Source organism: Ramlibacter sp. PS4R-6 (assembly GCF_037572775.1).
GTDB lineage: Bacteria > Pseudomonadota > Gammaproteobacteria > Burkholderiales > Burkholderiaceae_C > Ramlibacter.
The window spans coordinates 3,569,754-3,584,361 of record NZ_JBBHKA010000001.1 but is presented as its reverse complement, the minus strand read 5'-3'; the positions used below and the strand labels follow the sequence as shown (position 1 = coordinate 3,584,361).

The window sequence follows — 14,608 nt, the reverse complement described above, 5'->3', positions numbered from 1 at the left end:
CTTGCTCACATGTTGCGGCGGTATTGGCCGCCGACTTCGAACAGCGCGTTGGTGATCTGGCCGAGCGAGCACACGCGCACCGCGTCCATCAGCACCTCGAACACGTTGCGGTTTTCGATCACGGCCTGCTGCAGGCGCTTGAGCAGTGCCGGCGCCTCGCCGGCGTTGCGCGCGTGGAAGTCCGCCAGCCGCTTGAGCTGGTTCTGCTTCTCCTCTTCGGTCGAGCGCGCGAGCTCCAGCTTCTCGAGCACGACATCGCCATGCGGGTTGCGGAAGGTGTTCACGCCCACGATCGGCAGCTCGCCGGTGTGCTTGAGCATCTCGTAGTGCATCGACTCGTCCTGGATGCGCCCGCGCTGGTAGCCGGTTTCCATCGCGCCCAGCACGCCGCCGCGCTCGGAGATGCGCTCGAACTCGGCCAGCACCGCTTCCTCGACCAGTTCGGTGAGCTCCTCGATGATGAACGAGCCCTGGCTGGGGTTCTCGTTCTTCGCCAGGCCCCATTCGCGGTTGATGATCAGCTGGATCGCCATCGCCCGGCGCACGCTGTCCTCGGTGGGCGTGGTGATCGCCTCGTCGAACGCGTTGGTGTGCAGCGAGTTGCAGTTGTCGTAGACCGCGATCAGCGCCTGCAGCGTGGTGCGGATGTCGTTGAACTGGATCTCCTGCGCGTGCAGCGAGCGGCCCGAGGTCTGGATGTGGTACTTGAGCTTCTGGCTGCGCTCGTTGGCGCCGTAGCGCTCCTTCATCGCCACGGCCCAGATGCGGCGCGCCACGCGGCCCATCACCGTGTACTCCGGGTCCATGCCGTTGCTGAAGAAGAACGACAGGTTGGGCGCGAAGTCGTCCACGTGCATGCCGCGGGCCAGGTACGCCTCGACCAGCGTGAAGCCGTTGGACAGCGTGAAGGCGAGCTGCGAGATCGGGTTCGCGCCGGCCTCGGCGATGTGATAGCCCGAGATCGACACCGAGTAGAAGTTGCGCACGTTGTGGTGCACGAAGTACTCGGCGATGTCCCCCATGACTTTCAACGAGAACTCGGTGGAGAAGATGCAGGTGTTCTGGCCCTGGTCTTCCTTCAGGATGTCGGCCTGCACCGTGCCGCGCACGTTGGCCAGCACCCATTCCTTGATCTTGGCGGCCTCGGTGGGCGTGGGCTCGCGGCCGTTGTCGGCCTTGAACTTCGCCACGTTCTGGTCGATGGCCGTGTTCATGAACATCGCGAGGATCGTCGGCGCCGGGCCGTTGATCGTCATCGACACGGAAGTGGCCGGGTTGCACAGGTCGAAGCCCGAGTACAGCACCTCCATGTCATCCAGGGTCGCGATGGACACGCCCGAGTTGCCCACCTTGCCGTAGATGTCCGGGCGCCGGTCGGGGTCGTTGCCGTAGAGCGTGACCGAGTCGAAGGCCGTGGACAGGCGCTTGGCCGGCATGCCTTCGGAGAGCAGCTTGAAGCGCTTGTTGGTGCGGAAGGGATCGCCTTCGCCCGCGAACATGCGCGTCGGGTCCTCGTTCTCGCGCTTGAATGCGAAGACGCCGGCGGTGTACGGGAAGCTCCCCGGCACGTTCTCCAGCATCAGCCACTTGAGGATTTCGCCGTGGTCCTCGAACTGCGGCAACGCGACCTTCTTGATGGTCGTGCCCGAGAGCGACTTGGTGGTCAGCGCGGTGCGGATTTCCTTGTCGCGGATCTTCACCACGTACTCGTCGCCCGAATACGCCTTCTGCATGTCGGGCCACTGCTGTAGCAGGTGCAGCGCGTCGCGGTCCATCTTCGACTTGCGCTTGCCGGCGAGGTCCAGCGCCGCTTCCGCCGCGGGCGCGCGCTCGGGCTTGTCGACCTTGAGCATGCGGGCCGCTTCCTGCAATTGCTGGATCTCGCGCGCGAGCTTCGCCTGTTCGCGCGCCTTCTTCTTGTAGCCGCGCACGGATTCCGAGATGTCGGCGAGGTAGCGCGTGCGCGCCGGCGGCACGATGGGCGTCTGGTTCGTGCTGTGCCGCACGCCGGCGATGGGCAGGCGCCCTTCCTTCACCGCGAGGCCGAGCTCCGCCAGGCGCGGCTTCATCGCCTGGTACAGCGCCGTCACGCCGTCGTCGTTGAAGCGCGCGGCCATGGTGCCGAACACGGGCATCTCGTCCGGCCGCTTGCCCCACAGCTCCTTGTTGCGCTGGACCTGCTTGGCCACGTCGCGCAGCGCGTCGGCCGCGCCCTTGCGGTCGAACTTGTTGATGGCCACGAACTCGGCGAAGTCCAGCATGTCGATCTTCTCGAGCTGGCTGGCAGCGCCGAACTCCGGCGTCATCACGTACATGGGCAGGTCCACCAGCGGCACGATGGCCGCGTCGCCCTGGCCGATGCCGGAAGTTTCCACCAGCACCAGGTCGAAGCCTGCGGCCTTGCAGGCCGCGATGACGTCGGGCAGGGCAGCGGAGATTTCGCTGCCGAAGTCGCGCGTGGCGAGCGAGCGCATGTACACGCGCGGCCCCTTGCCCCACGGGCTGATGGCGTTCATGCGGATGCGGTCGCCGAGCAGCGCGCCGCCGCTCTTGCGGCGCGACGGGTCGATCGAGATGACGGCGATGCGCACGTCGTCGTCCTGGTCCAGGCGGATGCGGCGGATGATCTCGTCGGTGAGCGACGACTTGCCCGCGCCGCCCGTGCCGGTGATACCGACCACCGGCACCTTGCGCTCGCCCGCGGCCGCGCGCACCGAGTCCATCAGCTTCGCGTCGGCGGTGCCGTTCTCGATGGCGGTGACCAGTTGCGCCAGCGCGCGCCAGTTCATCTCGCCGTGCCCCCGGATTGCCTTCGCGTCCTTGGGGGCGTAACCGGTGATGTCCTTGTCGCAGCGCATCACCATCTCGCCGATCATTCCCGCGAGGCCCATGCGCTGGCCGTCCTCGGGGCTGTAGATGCGCGTGACGCCGTAGTCCTGCAGTTCGCGGATCTCGGGCGGCACGATCACGCCGCCGCCGCCGCCGAACACCTGGATGTGCGCGCCGCCGCGCTGCTTCAGCAGGTCCACCATGTACTTGAAGTACTCGACGTGGCCGCCCTGGTAGGAGCTGACGGCGATGCCCTGCACGTCTTCCTGCAGGGCGGCGGTGACGACGTCGTCCACGCTGCGGTTGTGCCCGAGGTGGATCACCTCCGCACCCATGCCCTGCAGGATGCGTCGCATGATGTTGATGGCGGCGTCGTGGCCGTCGAAGAGGCTCGCGGCCGTGACGAAGCGCACCTTGTGGGTGGGTCGATAGCTCGCCAGCGCCTTGAATTCGGCGGAGAGGTCGGTCATGGAAGCTCCCGGGTTGCCGCAAGGTTAATTGACGTTTACGTAAACGTCAACTTGCACCCGCAATGCGTTCCGGCATCATGGGCGCCGCCAGAAGTTTGGCGGAAGAAGGAGACACAAGCCATGCAAAGACGAAAGTTCGTGAATGTCGCCGCGGCGGCGGCCGCCGGCGCCGGCCTGGCGGCCTGCGCCACCGGGACCACCCAGTCGGGCGCCCGCAGCCCGTTCGCCGTGAAGACCAGCACCATCCCGATCGTGGGATCGGATGAGGTGTTCCCGGTGCGGCGCATCTACTGCATCGGCCGCAACTACCGCGCCCATTCGATCGAGATGGGCTCCAACCCCGACCGCGAACCCCCGTTCTTCTTCCAGAAGCCGACCGACGCCATCCAGTACGTCCCCGTCGGCACCGTGGCCGACCACCCCTACCCGACGCTCACCAAGAACTACCACTATGAGGTCGAGCTGGTCGCCGCCATCGGCAAGGGCGGCCGCAACATCCCCGTGGCGCAGGCGCTGGACCACGTGTACGGCTACACGCTGGGCCTGGACATGACGCGGCGCGACCTTCAGCGCGCCATGGGCGACGAGAAGAAGCCCTGGGAGATCGGCAAGAGCTTCGACCATTCGGCGGTGCTGGGGGCGATCCACCGGGTGCCGCAGGTGGGCCATTTCCGCAACGGCCAGATCTGGCTGAAGGTCAACGGCACCATCAAGCAGACGTCCGACCTGCAGATGATGATCTGGTCGGTGGCCGAGCAGATCGCCAACCTGTCGCTCGCCAACGAGCTCTTCCCCGGCGACATCATCTATTCCGGCACGCCCGAGAACGTCGGGCCGGTGGTGCGCGGCGACGTGATCGAGATCCACATCGACCGCCTGCCGAACCTCAGCGTCAAGATCGTGTGACGCCGATCCAGCTCTTCGACCCCGCCTCCAGCACGTACACCTACCTGCTGGCCGATGCCGCTGCGCGCGAGGCGCTGATCATCGACCCGGTGGACGAACAGCTGGAGCGCGACCTGGCGATTCTGCGCGAGCGCGGGCTCAAGCTCGTGTGGAGCGTCGAGACGCACGCGCATGCCGACCACATCACGAGCGCGGCCGCGCTTGCCGAGCATGCCGGTGCGCGCACCGCCGCGCCGCAGGGCTGCAACATCGGCACCGCGGCCGTGCAGCTCAGGCACGGCGACGTGCTGCGTTTCGGCGGCGAAGAGCTGCGCGCGCTGCACACGCCCGGCCATACGGCCGGGAGCATGTGCTTCGTGTGGCGAGGCAACGTCTTCACCGGCGACACGCTGTTGATCAACGGTTGCGGCCGCACCGATTTCCAGTCCGGCAGCGCCGCCCAGCTGTACCGCAGCATCACGGAAATCCTGTTCGCGCTGCCCGATGAAACCGTCGTCTGGCCGGCCCACGACTACAACGAACGCTCGTGCTCCACCATCGGGCAGGAGAAAAGGACCAATGCGCGGGTGGCCGGCAAGTCGCTGGCAGAATTCGTGAAGATCATGGACGACTTGAACCTCCCCAAGCCCAGGCGCCTCGACGAAGCGGTGCCGGCGAACCTGAGCTCCGGGCTGCGCCACGACGCCGGCGGCAACGACGGCGTGCCGCCGCCGGCGCAGGGCTATGCCGGCAACATCCCGCCGCAGACCGCCTACGAGTGGTGGCAGAAGGGCGATGCGGTGCTGGTGGACGTGCGCAGCGACGCCGAGCGTGAATGGGTGGGCTTCATCCCCGGCGCGGCCAACGTCGTGTGGAAGCAATGGCCCGGCATGAAGATGAACGCCGATTTCGACGAGCAGATCCGCCAGGCCGTGCCCCCGGGCAAGAAGGCGGTGATGCTGTGCCGCAGCGGCGCGCGCTCGGCCCATGCTGCGCGGCGCGCCACCGAGCTGGGGATCGAGTCGTACAACATCCTCGAAGGCTTCGAGGGTGACCCGGACGAGAACGGCCAGCGCGGCAACCGCGGCGGCTGGCGCCAGCGCGGCCTGCCCTGGCGGCAGGGCTGATCACCACCAACCACAGGAAAAAAAGCGATGGCAGTCAACCTGGCCGCACCCAAGGCCGAGGACCTGCACCCCGTGCGCGGCCTGCGCATCGGCGTGGCGGAAGCGGGCATCCGCAAGGCGAACCGCAAGGACCTGACGGTGGTGCTCCTCGACGAAGGCGCCTCCGTGGGTGGCGTGTTCACGCAGAACCGCTTCTGCGCGGCGCCGGTGCAGGTGTGCCGCGAGCATTTGGGCGGTGGCAATGCGATCCGCGCACTCGTCATCAACACGGGCAACGCCAATGCGGGCACCGGCGAAGAGGGCCTGAAGCGCGCGCGCCGCATGTGCGAGGCGCTGGCCGCGCAGGTGAAGGTCGACGCGCGGCAGGTCCTGCCGTTCTCCACCGGCGTGATCATGGAGCCGCTGCCCATCGAGCGGATCGAAGCGGGCCTGCCCGCGGCCGTGGCCGATGCGTCGGAGAGGAACTGGCTGCGCGCCGCCGAAGGCATCATGACCACCGACACCCTGCCCAAGGCCTTCAGCCGGCAGGTGAAGCTGGGAGGCGAGACGATCACCGTCACCGGCGTGAGCAAGGGCGCCGGGATGATCCGGCCCAACATGGCGACGATGCTGGGCTTCCTCGCCACCGATGCGCGCATCGCACCGGCGCTGATGGAGAAGCTGGCGTTCGAACTCGCGGAGGGGTCCTTCAACCGCGTCACGGTGGACGGTGACACATCGACGAACGATTCCTTCGTGGTCATCGCCACCAACAAGGCCGGTCCGCAGGTCTCGTCGCTGGACAGCGCCGATGGCCGCGCGGTGCGCGACGCGATGATGGAAGTCGCGCGCCTGCTGGCGCAAGCCATCGTCCGCGACGGCGAAGGCGCCACCAAGTTCATCACCGTGCAGGTCGAAGGCGGCCGTACGAAGGACGAGTGCCGGCAGGTGGCTTATGCCATCGGCCATTCGCCGCTGGTGAAAACCGCTTTCTTCGCCAGCGACCCCAACCTGGGCCGCATCCTGGCGGCCGTGGGCTACGCCGGCATCGCCGACCTCGACCAGACGAAGATCGACCTGTTCCTCGACGACGTGCACGTGGCCGTCAAGGGCGGGCGCAACCCGTCGTACCGGGAGGAGGACGGGCAGCGCGTGATGAAGAAAAGCGAGATCCTCGTGCGCGTGAATCTCGGCCGCGGCACGGCCACCGACACCGTGTGGACGTGCGACTTCAGCCATGATTACGTGAGCATCAACGCGGACTACCGGTCGTGAACGAGAAGTTCGAACACCTGATCGAGCGCGCCGCGGAACTCGTCGCGCGTATCGAGGCGATCCTGCCGCAGCCGCTGTCGGCGCCAAAGTGGGACGAGGCGATCGCGTGGCGCTACCGCAAGCGCGCGTCGGGCCACGGCGTGCTCGAACCCGTGCGGCACGTGGCGGAAATTCGCCTTTCGGACCTCAAGGAGATCGAGCCGCAGAAGGAGAAGATCCAGCGCAACACGCTGCAGTTCGTGCAGGGCCAGCCGGCCAACAACGTGCTGCTGACGGGCGCGCGCGGCACGGGCAAGTCGTCGCTGGTGAAGGCCTGCCTGAACGAATACGCGAAGCAGGGCCTGCGCCTGATCGAGGTCGACAAGTCCGACATGGTGGACTTGCCCGACATCGTGGACATCGTTGCCTCGCGGCCGGAGAAGTTCATGGTGTTCTGCGACGACCTGAGCTTCGAGGAGGGCGAGCCCGGTTACAAGGCGCTCAAGTCGATCCTCGACGGCTCGGTCGCGGCCGCCACGCCGAACGTGCTGATCTACGCAACCAGCAACCGCCGCCACCTGATGCCGGAGTACATGAAGGAGAACCTCTCGTACACGCACACGGAGGACGGCGAGGTGCACCCCGGCGAGGTGGTCGAGGAGAAGATTTCGCTGTCGGAGCGCTTCGGCCTGTGGGTCAGCTTCTACCCCTTCAGCCAGGACGAGTACCTGGCCATCGTCGCGCAGTGGCTGTCGTCCTTCGGTGTCGGCGCGTCAGAGATCGAGGCTTCGCGCCCCGAGGCGCTCGTCTGGGCACTGGAGCGCGCCTCGCGCAGCGGCCGCGTGGCCTACCAGTTCGCGCGCGACTACGCGGGCCGCAAGGGCAAGTGACCATCCTCGTTGCCGACGGCGACCGCCCGCGCGAAGGCGGGCCCGACCGCAAGGAGGTCGAAGTCGCCGTGGGCGTGCTGGTGCGCAAGGACGGGGCGTTCCTCCTCACCTCGCGCCCGGAAGGCAAGGTCTACGCCGGCTACTGGGAGTTCCCCGGCGGCAAGGTCGAAGCCGGCGAGACCGTCGAACAGGCCTTGCGGCGCGAGCTCATCGAGGAGATTGGCGTCACGATCGGCGCCGTGCATCCGTGGCGCGTCGAGCGCGTCGACTACCCGCATGCGCTGGTGCGCCTGAATTTCTGCAAGGTGTTCGAGTGGGAAGGGCAGCTGCACATGCACGAAGGCCAGGCCTGCGCGTGGCAGCAACTGCCCGTCGACGTGAAGCCGGTGTTGCCCGGCACGGTGCCCGTGCTCCAGTGGTTCGCGCAGGAGCGCGGTCACGCGGGGCCCACGCACGCCGAAGCGTGAACTAGCGCTCCTTCGGGTCGCCGAAGGCCTGGTCGTCGGGCGGCGTGTCGGCCGGCACGCGGAAGTTCTCGCTGGCCCAGGCGCCCAGGTCCATGCCCTTGCAGCGTTCGCTGCAGAACGGCCGCCACCGGTTGGAGGGCGCATAGACGCTGTCGCCGCCGCAGGCCGGGCAGCGCACGATGCGTGGCTTCGCTTCGCTTCCCATCGCGATCACGAGCAGAGCGTGAGCTCGAAAGCCGTGTCCTCGTTGACGGGCTGCATCTTGTCCGCAGCCTCCTGGCGCATGAGGCGCACGGAGATCATCAGGCGGTTGCCGCTGATCTCCGGCACGAGCCCGCGCGACGAATCGATGCGCAGCCGCAGCAGCTGGAAGCTGCGGCCTTGCGGCAGGTTCTGCTGCAGTTGCCCGCCGGTGGCGACGACCTTCTGGGGCGTCCCCGAATCGCGCAGCAGCTTGAGCAGCATGTGCACCGACTCCGCGAGCGGGCCCAGCGCGCCGGCCCAGCGCTCGAGGTCCGCGCGCCTTTGCTCCGGCGAGCGGTGCTGCCACGCGTAGTAGGCGGGCAGGTCGAACTCGCAGGTGCCGCCGGGGATGTTGATGCGGCTGCGGATGCTCATGAGCCAGTCGTTCTCGGTCAGCGACTGGCCGGCCTTGCCGGGGATGGTGTTGAGGAGGTTGAAGGAGCGATCGAGCTTGCCGATCGCCTCGTCGAGGACCTGCTCCGACACCGCTGGGTTGCCGCGGTAGTTCCCGAGCTGCGTGCGCTGCCGGTCCAGGTCCTTCATCACGTCGGCCTTGAGGTCGGCGCGCGCGGCGACGTCCATCACTTCGAAGACGGTGGCCAGCGCGTAGTGGTGATCGATCGGGTGGTTGCGCGGGACCAGTTCGCCGAGGCGGCGGAACAGGTGTTCCAGCCGCAGGTACGTACGGATGCGTTCGTTGAACGGGTATTCGTAGAGGATCACGGCGGGCATCATAGCCCGAAGCCCAGCGCCGCCTGCTTCACTTCGTTAGCGAGTTCCTCCAGCGAAAGATGCTCGTTGCAGACGACGACGTCGGCCGCGGCGAGGCGCTGTTCTCGAGTGGCTTGCGCGGCGATGATGGCGCGCACCTCGTCCGCCTTCAGGCCGCTGCGTTGCATCACGCGGGCCACCTGCGTCTCGACGGAGCAGTCGACGACGAGCACGCGGTCCACCTGCTGGCGCCAGCGTCCCGACTCCACCAGCAGCGGGATGTCGAAGACGATGCACTTCGCGCCGGCCGCCAGCGCGGCTTCGACCTGCCGCGCGCTTTCGGCGCCGACGAGCGGATGGATGATGGCTTCCAGCTGCTTGCGCGCCTGCGGATCGGTGAAGGTGTGTTCGCGCATGCGCTCGCGGTGCAGCGCGCCTTCGGGGGTGATGAAGCCCGCGCCGAACACGCGCGCGATCTCCGCGATCGCCGCACCGCCGGCGGCGGTGGTGCCGCGCGAGATCGCATCGGCGTCGATGGCGGTGGCGCCCAGCTGCGCGAGCATCGCGAGCACCGTGCTCTTGCCGCTGCCGATGCCGCCGGTCAGGCCCACGCGCAGCGTCATGCCGCTACAGCCGGTCGAGCGCGAAGGCGAACGGGAAGTAGTCGCGCATCGCCTGCGGGCCGAGCACCAGCACGAGGATGCCGGTGGCGGCCAGGAAGGGCCCGAACGAGATCGGGATGTGGCGGTTGGCGATCCGTCCGATCGCGATCAGCGCGATGCCGAGGACCGCGCCGACGACGGAAGACAGCAGCACGATGGGCAGCAGGTACGACGCGCCCAGCCACGCGCCCAGCGCAGCGAGCAGCTTGAAGTCGCCGTGGCCCATGCCGATGCGACCGGTCGCGAGCTTGTACGCCTGGAAGATCACCCACAGCACGCCGTAGCCGAGGATGGCGCCCCACACGGCCTCGGCCAGCGGGATGCCGGTGAGCTTGAGCGCGGCGCCGCCGAGCCCCAGCCAGAGCAGCAGGTAGGTGAGCGTGTCGGGCAGGAGCTGCGTGTCCAGGTCGATCAGGAACTGGCACAGCAATAGCGCGCAGAAAGCCATCCACAGCGCCGCCTGCAGCGACACGCCGAACTTCCACACGCAGAAGGCGAACAGGCCGCCCGTGACCAGTTCCACGATCGGGTAGCGCGGAGAGATCGGGTTCCCGCACGCCGCGCACTTGCCTCGCAGCACGAGGTAACTGACGACGGGCACGTTCTGGTACCAGCGGATGGGCGTGCCGCAGCGCGGGCAGCGCGACGCCGGGCCGATGATGGTGAAGGGGGGCAGCGCCTGCAGCTGCTTGCCGCCGGCGGTGGCCGCGGCTTCGAGCTCGCGCGGCGTGTCCTGGCCGGGGCCGAACACCAGCTTCCACAGGCTGGGCACGGGCGGGGCGTCCTGCAGGTTCTGGAGCGACTCGTCCAGCCACTCGCGGTACATCATGCGCGGCAGCCGGTAGATGACCACGTTGAGGAAGCTGCCCACGAGCAGGCCGAAGACGCCGGCCAGGCCAGCGTCCACCCCATGCGAAAAGACCATCAGACGACGGCGCCCAGCTTGAAGATCGGCAGGTACATCGACACGACGATGCCGCCGATCAGGCCGCCGAGGAACACGATGATGATCGGCTCCATCAGGCTCGAGAGGCCCTCCACCATGTCGTCGACCTCGGCTTCGTAGAAGTCCGCGGCCTTGCCCAGCATGTGGTCGAGCGCGCCGGACTCCTCGCCGATCGCGCACATCTGCAGCACCATGGTCGGGAAGACGTTGGCGTTGGTCATCGCGGCCGTGAGGCTGGTGCCGGTGGCCACCTCCATCTGGATCTTCTCGGTGGCCGACTGGTAAACGTAGTTGCCGGAAGCGCCGCCGACGGAGTCGAGCGCCTCGACCAGCGGCACGCCCGCGGCGAACATGGTGGACAGCGTGCGCGTCCAGCGTGCGATCACGGACTTGTAGACCAGGTTGCCGAAGACCGGCAGCTTGAGCATCAGGCGGTCCATGAAGATCTGGACCTTCTCGCTGCGCTTCCACGACTGGAAGAAGAAGTACAGGCCGCCGCCCAGGCCGCCGAAGATCAGCCACCACCACTTCACGAAGAACTCGCTCATGCCGATCACGAAGAGCGTCGGCGCGGGCAGGTCCGCGCCGAAGGACGTGAACACTTCCTTGAACGCCGGGATCACGAAGATCATGATCACCGACACCACGATGAAGGCCACGACCACCACCGAGATCGGGTACATCAGCGCCGACTTGATCTTGCTCTTGATGGCCTCGGTCTTTTCCATGTAGACCGCCAGGCGGTCGAGCAGCGCTTCCAGGATACCGGCGGCTTCGCCGGCCTCGACCAGGTTGCAGTACAGGTTGTCGAAGTACAGGGGGTACTTGCGGAACGCGGCCGACAGCGACGTGCCGGTCTCGACGTCGGTGCGCACGTCGTTGAGCAGCTTGGTGACGCTGGCGTTGGCGTTGCCGCGGCCGACGATGTCGAAGGCTTGCAGCAGCGGTACGCCGGCTTTCATCATGGTGGCGAGCTGGCGGGTGAAGATCGCGATGTCCTTGGGCTTGATCTTCGCGCCCGAGCGCATCTTGCGCTTCTTGACCTTCGTGGGCGTGACGCCCTGGCGGCGCAGCGCGGCCTGCACCTGGTTCTCGCCGGCGGCGCGCGTCTCGCCGCGCACCTGCTTGCCGTTGCGGTCGCGGCCTTCCCATTCGAAGACGAATTCGGTGACTTTTGCGGCAGCTGCTGTAGCCATGGCGTTCCCTTAATTCTTCACGCGATGTTGGTCACGGCGAGCACTTCCTCCAGAGAGGTCAGGCCCTGCCGCACTTTCGACAATCCCGACTCGCGCAGCGTCTTCACGCCTTCGGCGGAGGCCTGCTTCGCGATGTCCAGCGCGCTGCCGTCTTCGAGGATGATGCGCTGCATGTCCTCGCTGATCGGCATGACCTGGTAGATGCCCACGCGCCCCTTGTAGCCGTTGTTGCAGGCGCTGCAGCCCACCGGCTTGTAGGTCGTCCACGTGCCGTCGATGTCTTCTTCCTTGAAGCCGGCGTCCATCAGCGACTCGTGCGGGATGTCGTGCGGCGCCTTGCAATTCGGGCACAGGCGCCGCGCCAGGCGCTGGGCCGTGATCAGGATGACGCTGGACGCGATGTTGAACGGCTGGATGCCCATGTTGCGCATCCGCGTGAGCGTGGTGGGCGCGTCATTCGTGTGCAGCGTCGACAGCACCAGGTGGCCCGTCTGCGCGGCCTTGATGGCGATGTCGGCCGTTTCCAGGTCGCGGATTTCGCCGACCATGATCACGTCCGGGTCCTGGCGCAGGAAGGACTTGAGGGCCGCCGCGAAGGTGAGGCCGGCCTTCTCGTTGACGTTGACTTGGTTCACGCCCGGCAGGTTGATTTCCGACGGGTCTTCGGCGGTGGAGATGTTCACCCCCGGCTTGTTCATGATGTTCAGGCAGGTGTAGAGCGACACCGTCTTGCCCGAACCCGTGGGGCCGGTGACCAGGATCATGCCGTAGGGCCGCCCGATGGCTTCGAGCAGGCGCTCCTTCTCCACCGTGTCATAGCCAAGCGCATCGATGCCGAGCTTGGCGCTGGACGGGTCCAGGATACGGATCACGATCTTCTCGCCGAAGAGCGTGGGCAGCGTGCTGACGCGGAAGTCGATGACGCGGTCCGCGCCGACCTTCAGCTTCATCTTGCCGTCCTGCGGCACGCGCTTCTCGGAGATGTCCATCTTGGAGATCACCTTGATGCGCGAGGCCAGCTTTTCCTTGATGGCCGTGGGCGGCGAGGCGATCTCGCGCAGCTCGCCGTCGATGCGGAAGCGCACGCGGTACTGGAACTCGTAGGGTTCGAAGTGCAGGTCCGACGCGCGCATGGACACGGCGTCCAGCAGCATCTTCTGCAGGAACTTGACGACCGGCGCGTCCTCGACTTCGGAGGTGGCGGCCTCGGCATCGTCGGTCGCGGCCTCGATGCTCGACTCGTCGAACTCGAAGTCCTCGCCGATGATGCTGTCCATCGTCTCGGTCGCGGTCGTCGTGACGGCCTCGACCATCTTGGTCAGCTTGTCGTACTCGGCGATGATCCAGTCCACGCCCATCTGGGTGGAGAACTTGATCTTCTCGGCGGCCTGCTGGTCCGACGGGTCGGCCGTGGCGACGATCAGGCGGTTGTTGCGCTTGGACAGCACCACGACGCGCAGCGTCTGGCAGATCTTGGTGTCGAGCAGGCCCTTCGGCAGGCGCGGGGGGTCGACGGCGTTCAGGTCGAGCAGCGGCGCGCCAAAGGCCGTGGACATCGTGTGCGCGAGGTCCGAGGCCGAGACCGAACCCGAGCCCACCAGCTCGGCGATGAAGCTGGTGCGGTTGCCCTGCGCGCGCTTGTAGATTTCTTCCGCCGACTTCTGCCCCAGCTTGCCGGCCGAGACCAGCGCGCGGGCGAGGCCGGGCAGCGCCATCGAAGGCGATTCGGATGCGACGGGATCGACGGCGGCCATGGGCTTTTCGGGGGTCGTGGCCCTGCCTGTCCTACTCAGCAGGGCTCGCCGATCATCGCTGATTGCCCCGGGGCTGTAAACGCGCGCACGGGCAAACGCCGCCTCGCAGTTGGTACGAAGTCACGCACGAACCTAAGGGGAAACGAGAGGGGAAACTGGTCGGGGTGAGAGGATTCGAACCTCCGGCCTCTACGTCCCGAACGTAGCGCTCTACCAGGCTAAGCTACACCCCGTCTGCGGCTCGGCCGGCGGTCCTGGCAATCAGGCGCGGCGCGAAAGCAGTTGAGCCGCCAATTGTAGCAAACCCTCCGTGTACGAATTGGACGGGAGGATGCGCGCCGCTTCGATCGCACGCGCGGCCTCCTGCGCCGCCGCTTCGCGCGTCACTTCCAGGGCACCCGTGTCGCGCACGATGGCGACGATCGCATCGAGTTCGCCGGCGCCGCCCGATTCGATCGCGCGCCGGATCACCGCGGCCTGGTCCGCCGTGCCGCGCCGCATCGCGGCGATCAGCGGCAGCGTGGCCTTGCCCTCGCGCAGGTCGTCGCCGAGGTTCTTGCCCATCTCCGAGGCGTCGCCGGCGTAGTCGAGGACGTCGTCGATCACCTGGAAGGCGGTGCCCAGCGCCTGCCCGTAGGTGGCGCAGGCTTCCTCGACGCGCGTGCCGGAGCCGGAGAGCACGGCGCCCAGCCGCGCGCTGGCCTCGAACAGCTTTGCCGTCTTCGAGCGGATCACGCGCAGGTATGCCGCCTCGTCGAGCGACGGGTCGTGCATGTTCATCAGCTGCAGCACCTCGCCCTCGGCGATGACGTTGGTGGCGTCGGCGAGGATCTGCATGATGCGCATCTGGCCGGCGTCGACCATCATCTGGAAGGCGCGCGAGTACAGGAAGTCGCCGACCAGCACGCTCGCCGGGTTGCCGAAGCGCTCGTTGGCGGTTTCGCGGCCGCGCCTGAGGGTCGACTCGTCGACGACGTCGTCGTGCAGGAGCGTGGCGGTGTGGATGAACTCGACGACGGCGGCCAGGTTGTGCCGCTGCGCGCCCTTGTAACCAAGTGCGCCGCAGACCAGCAGGAGCAAGGCGGGGCGCAGGCGCTTGCCGCCGGCACCGATGATGTAGCGGCACACCTCGCCGACCAGGGGCACGCCGGAATCGAGGCGGCGGGCGATGACCTGGTCCACCTCGGCCATGTCG

Annotated in this window: 13 protein-coding genes and 1 tRNA gene; 5 read left to right on the top strand and 9 right to left on the bottom strand. The window is 67.3% G+C overall.

All coding sequences use genetic code 11. The features are described 5' to 3' along the window. Positions 1-5 precede the first annotated feature (5 nt). Positions 6-3,299 (bottom strand): fused isobutyryl-CoA mutase/GTPase IcmF, encoded by a 3,294-nt coding sequence (gene icmF, locus WG903_RS17880; RefSeq protein ID WP_340077935.1) that lies wholly within the window; start codon positions 3,297-3,299, stop codon positions 6-8. 120 nt (positions 3,300-3,419) lie between these two features. Between icmF and WG903_RS17875 the strand changes: the two genes are divergently transcribed. The 5 genes from WG903_RS17875 to WG903_RS17855 are packed head-to-tail and all read left to right on the top strand — an operon-like array spanning position 3,420 to position 7,901. Then, positions 3,420-4,205, top strand: coding sequence for a fumarylacetoacetate hydrolase family protein (locus WG903_RS17875; protein WP_340077934.1), 786 nt, complete (start codon positions 3,420-3,422; stop codon positions 4,203-4,205). Beyond that, positions 4,202-5,311, top strand: a complete 1,110-nt coding sequence (locus tag WG903_RS17870) for an MBL fold metallo-hydrolase (RefSeq protein WP_340077933.1) — start codon at positions 4,202-4,204, stop codon at positions 5,309-5,311. Before WG903_RS17875 ends, WG903_RS17870 begins: the two co-directional genes overlap by 4 nt. A 27-nt stretch (positions 5,312-5,338) precedes the next feature. Further along, positions 5,339-6,565: a bifunctional glutamate N-acetyltransferase/amino-acid acetyltransferase ArgJ gene (gene argJ, locus WG903_RS17865; protein WP_340077931.1), complete on the top strand. Its 1,227-nt coding sequence runs from the start codon at positions 5,339-5,341 to the stop codon at positions 6,563-6,565. Next, positions 6,562-7,434, top strand: a complete 873-nt coding sequence (locus tag WG903_RS17860) for an ATP-binding protein (RefSeq protein WP_340077929.1) — start codon at positions 6,562-6,564, stop codon at positions 7,432-7,434. Before argJ ends, WG903_RS17860 begins: the two co-directional genes overlap by 4 nt. Further along, positions 7,431-7,901 (top strand): NUDIX domain-containing protein, encoded by a 471-nt coding sequence (locus WG903_RS17855; RefSeq protein ID WP_340077927.1) that lies wholly within the window; start codon positions 7,431-7,433, stop codon positions 7,899-7,901. The genes WG903_RS17860 and WG903_RS17855 overlap by 4 nt, the downstream gene beginning before the upstream one ends. A gap of 1 nt (position 7,902) precedes the next feature. Here WG903_RS17855 and WG903_RS17850 read toward each other — a convergent pair whose 3' ends face one another. From WG903_RS17850 to WG903_RS17815, 8 genes are all read right to left on the bottom strand, one after another. Then, positions 7,903-8,106, bottom strand: coding sequence for a DNA gyrase inhibitor YacG (locus WG903_RS17850; protein ID WP_340078276.1), 204 nt, complete (start codon positions 8,104-8,106; stop codon positions 7,903-7,905). Between the two features lie 5 nt (positions 8,107-8,111). Continuing rightward, the gene (gene zapD, locus WG903_RS17845) at positions 8,112-8,867 is read right to left on the bottom strand and encodes a cell division protein ZapD (RefSeq protein WP_340077925.1); all 756 of its coding nucleotides are present in this window, start codon (positions 8,865-8,867) and stop codon (positions 8,112-8,114) included. Positions 8,868-8,875: 8 nt separating this feature from the next. Next, positions 8,876-9,478: a dephospho-CoA kinase gene (gene coaE / locus WG903_RS17840; protein WP_340077923.1), complete on the bottom strand. Its 603-nt coding sequence runs from the start codon at positions 9,476-9,478 to the stop codon at positions 8,876-8,878. A 4-nt stretch (positions 9,479-9,482) separates the two neighbouring features. After that, on the bottom strand, positions 9,483-10,442 hold the full coding sequence (locus WG903_RS17835) for a prepilin peptidase (RefSeq protein WP_445263614.1): 960 nt from the start codon (positions 10,440-10,442) through the stop codon (positions 9,483-9,485). Then, entirely contained in the window at positions 10,442-11,659 is a 1,218-nt protein-coding gene (locus tag WG903_RS17830; protein ID WP_340077919.1) for a type II secretion system F family protein, read from the bottom strand. The genes WG903_RS17835 and WG903_RS17830 overlap by 1 nt, the downstream gene beginning before the upstream one ends. A gap of 17 nt (positions 11,660-11,676) precedes the next feature. Then, the gene (pilB, locus tag WG903_RS17825) at positions 11,677-13,413 is read right to left on the bottom strand and encodes a type IV-A pilus assembly ATPase PilB (protein ID WP_340077917.1); all 1,737 of its coding nucleotides are present in this window, start codon (positions 13,411-13,413) and stop codon (positions 11,677-11,679) included. A gap of 156 nt (positions 13,414-13,569) precedes the next feature. After that, positions 13,570-13,646: transfer RNA gene (locus tag WG903_RS17820), tRNA-Pro, on the bottom strand. Positions 13,647-13,674: 28 nt separating this feature from the next. Then, on the bottom strand, positions 13,675-14,604 hold the full coding sequence (locus WG903_RS17815) for a polyprenyl synthetase family protein (RefSeq protein ID WP_340078274.1): 930 nt from the start codon (positions 14,602-14,604) through the stop codon (positions 13,675-13,677). Positions 14,605-14,608 lie beyond the last annotated feature (4 nt).

What these genes read in the sequence shown, in the direction of transcription:
- WG903_RS17875 (WP_340077934.1), top strand. Translation starts at nt 3,420, where the DNA reads ATGCAAAGACGAAAGTTCGTGAATGTCGCCGCGGCGGCGGCCGCCGGC.
- WG903_RS17830 (WP_340077919.1), bottom strand. Translation starts at nt 11,659, where the DNA reads ATGGCTACAGCAGCTGCCGCAAAAGTCACCGAATTCGTCTTCGAATGG.
- WG903_RS17850 (WP_340078276.1), bottom strand. Translation starts at nt 8,106, where the DNA reads ATGGGAAGCGAAGCGAAGCCACGCATCGTGCGCTGCCCGGCCTGCGGC.
- WG903_RS17835 (WP_445263614.1), bottom strand. Translation starts at nt 10,442, where the DNA reads ATGGTCTTTTCGCATGGGGTGGACGCTGGCCTGGCCGGCGTCTTCGGC.
- argJ (WP_340077931.1), top strand. Translation starts at nt 5,339, where the DNA reads ATGGCAGTCAACCTGGCCGCACCCAAGGCCGAGGACCTGCACCCCGTG.
- WG903_RS17815 (WP_340078274.1), bottom strand. Translation starts at nt 14,604, where the DNA reads ATGGCCGAGGTGGACCAGGTCATCGCCCGCCGCCTCGATTCCGGCGTG.
- pilB (WP_340077917.1), bottom strand. Translation starts at nt 13,413, where the DNA reads ATGGCCGCCGTCGATCCCGTCGCATCCGAATCGCCTTCGATGGCGCTG.
- icmF (WP_340077935.1), bottom strand. Translation starts at nt 3,299, where the DNA reads ATGACCGACCTCTCCGCCGAATTCAAGGCGCTGGCGAGCTATCGACCC.
- coaE (WP_340077923.1), bottom strand. Translation starts at nt 9,478, where the DNA reads ATGACGCTGCGCGTGGGCCTGACCGGCGGCATCGGCAGCGGCAAGAGC.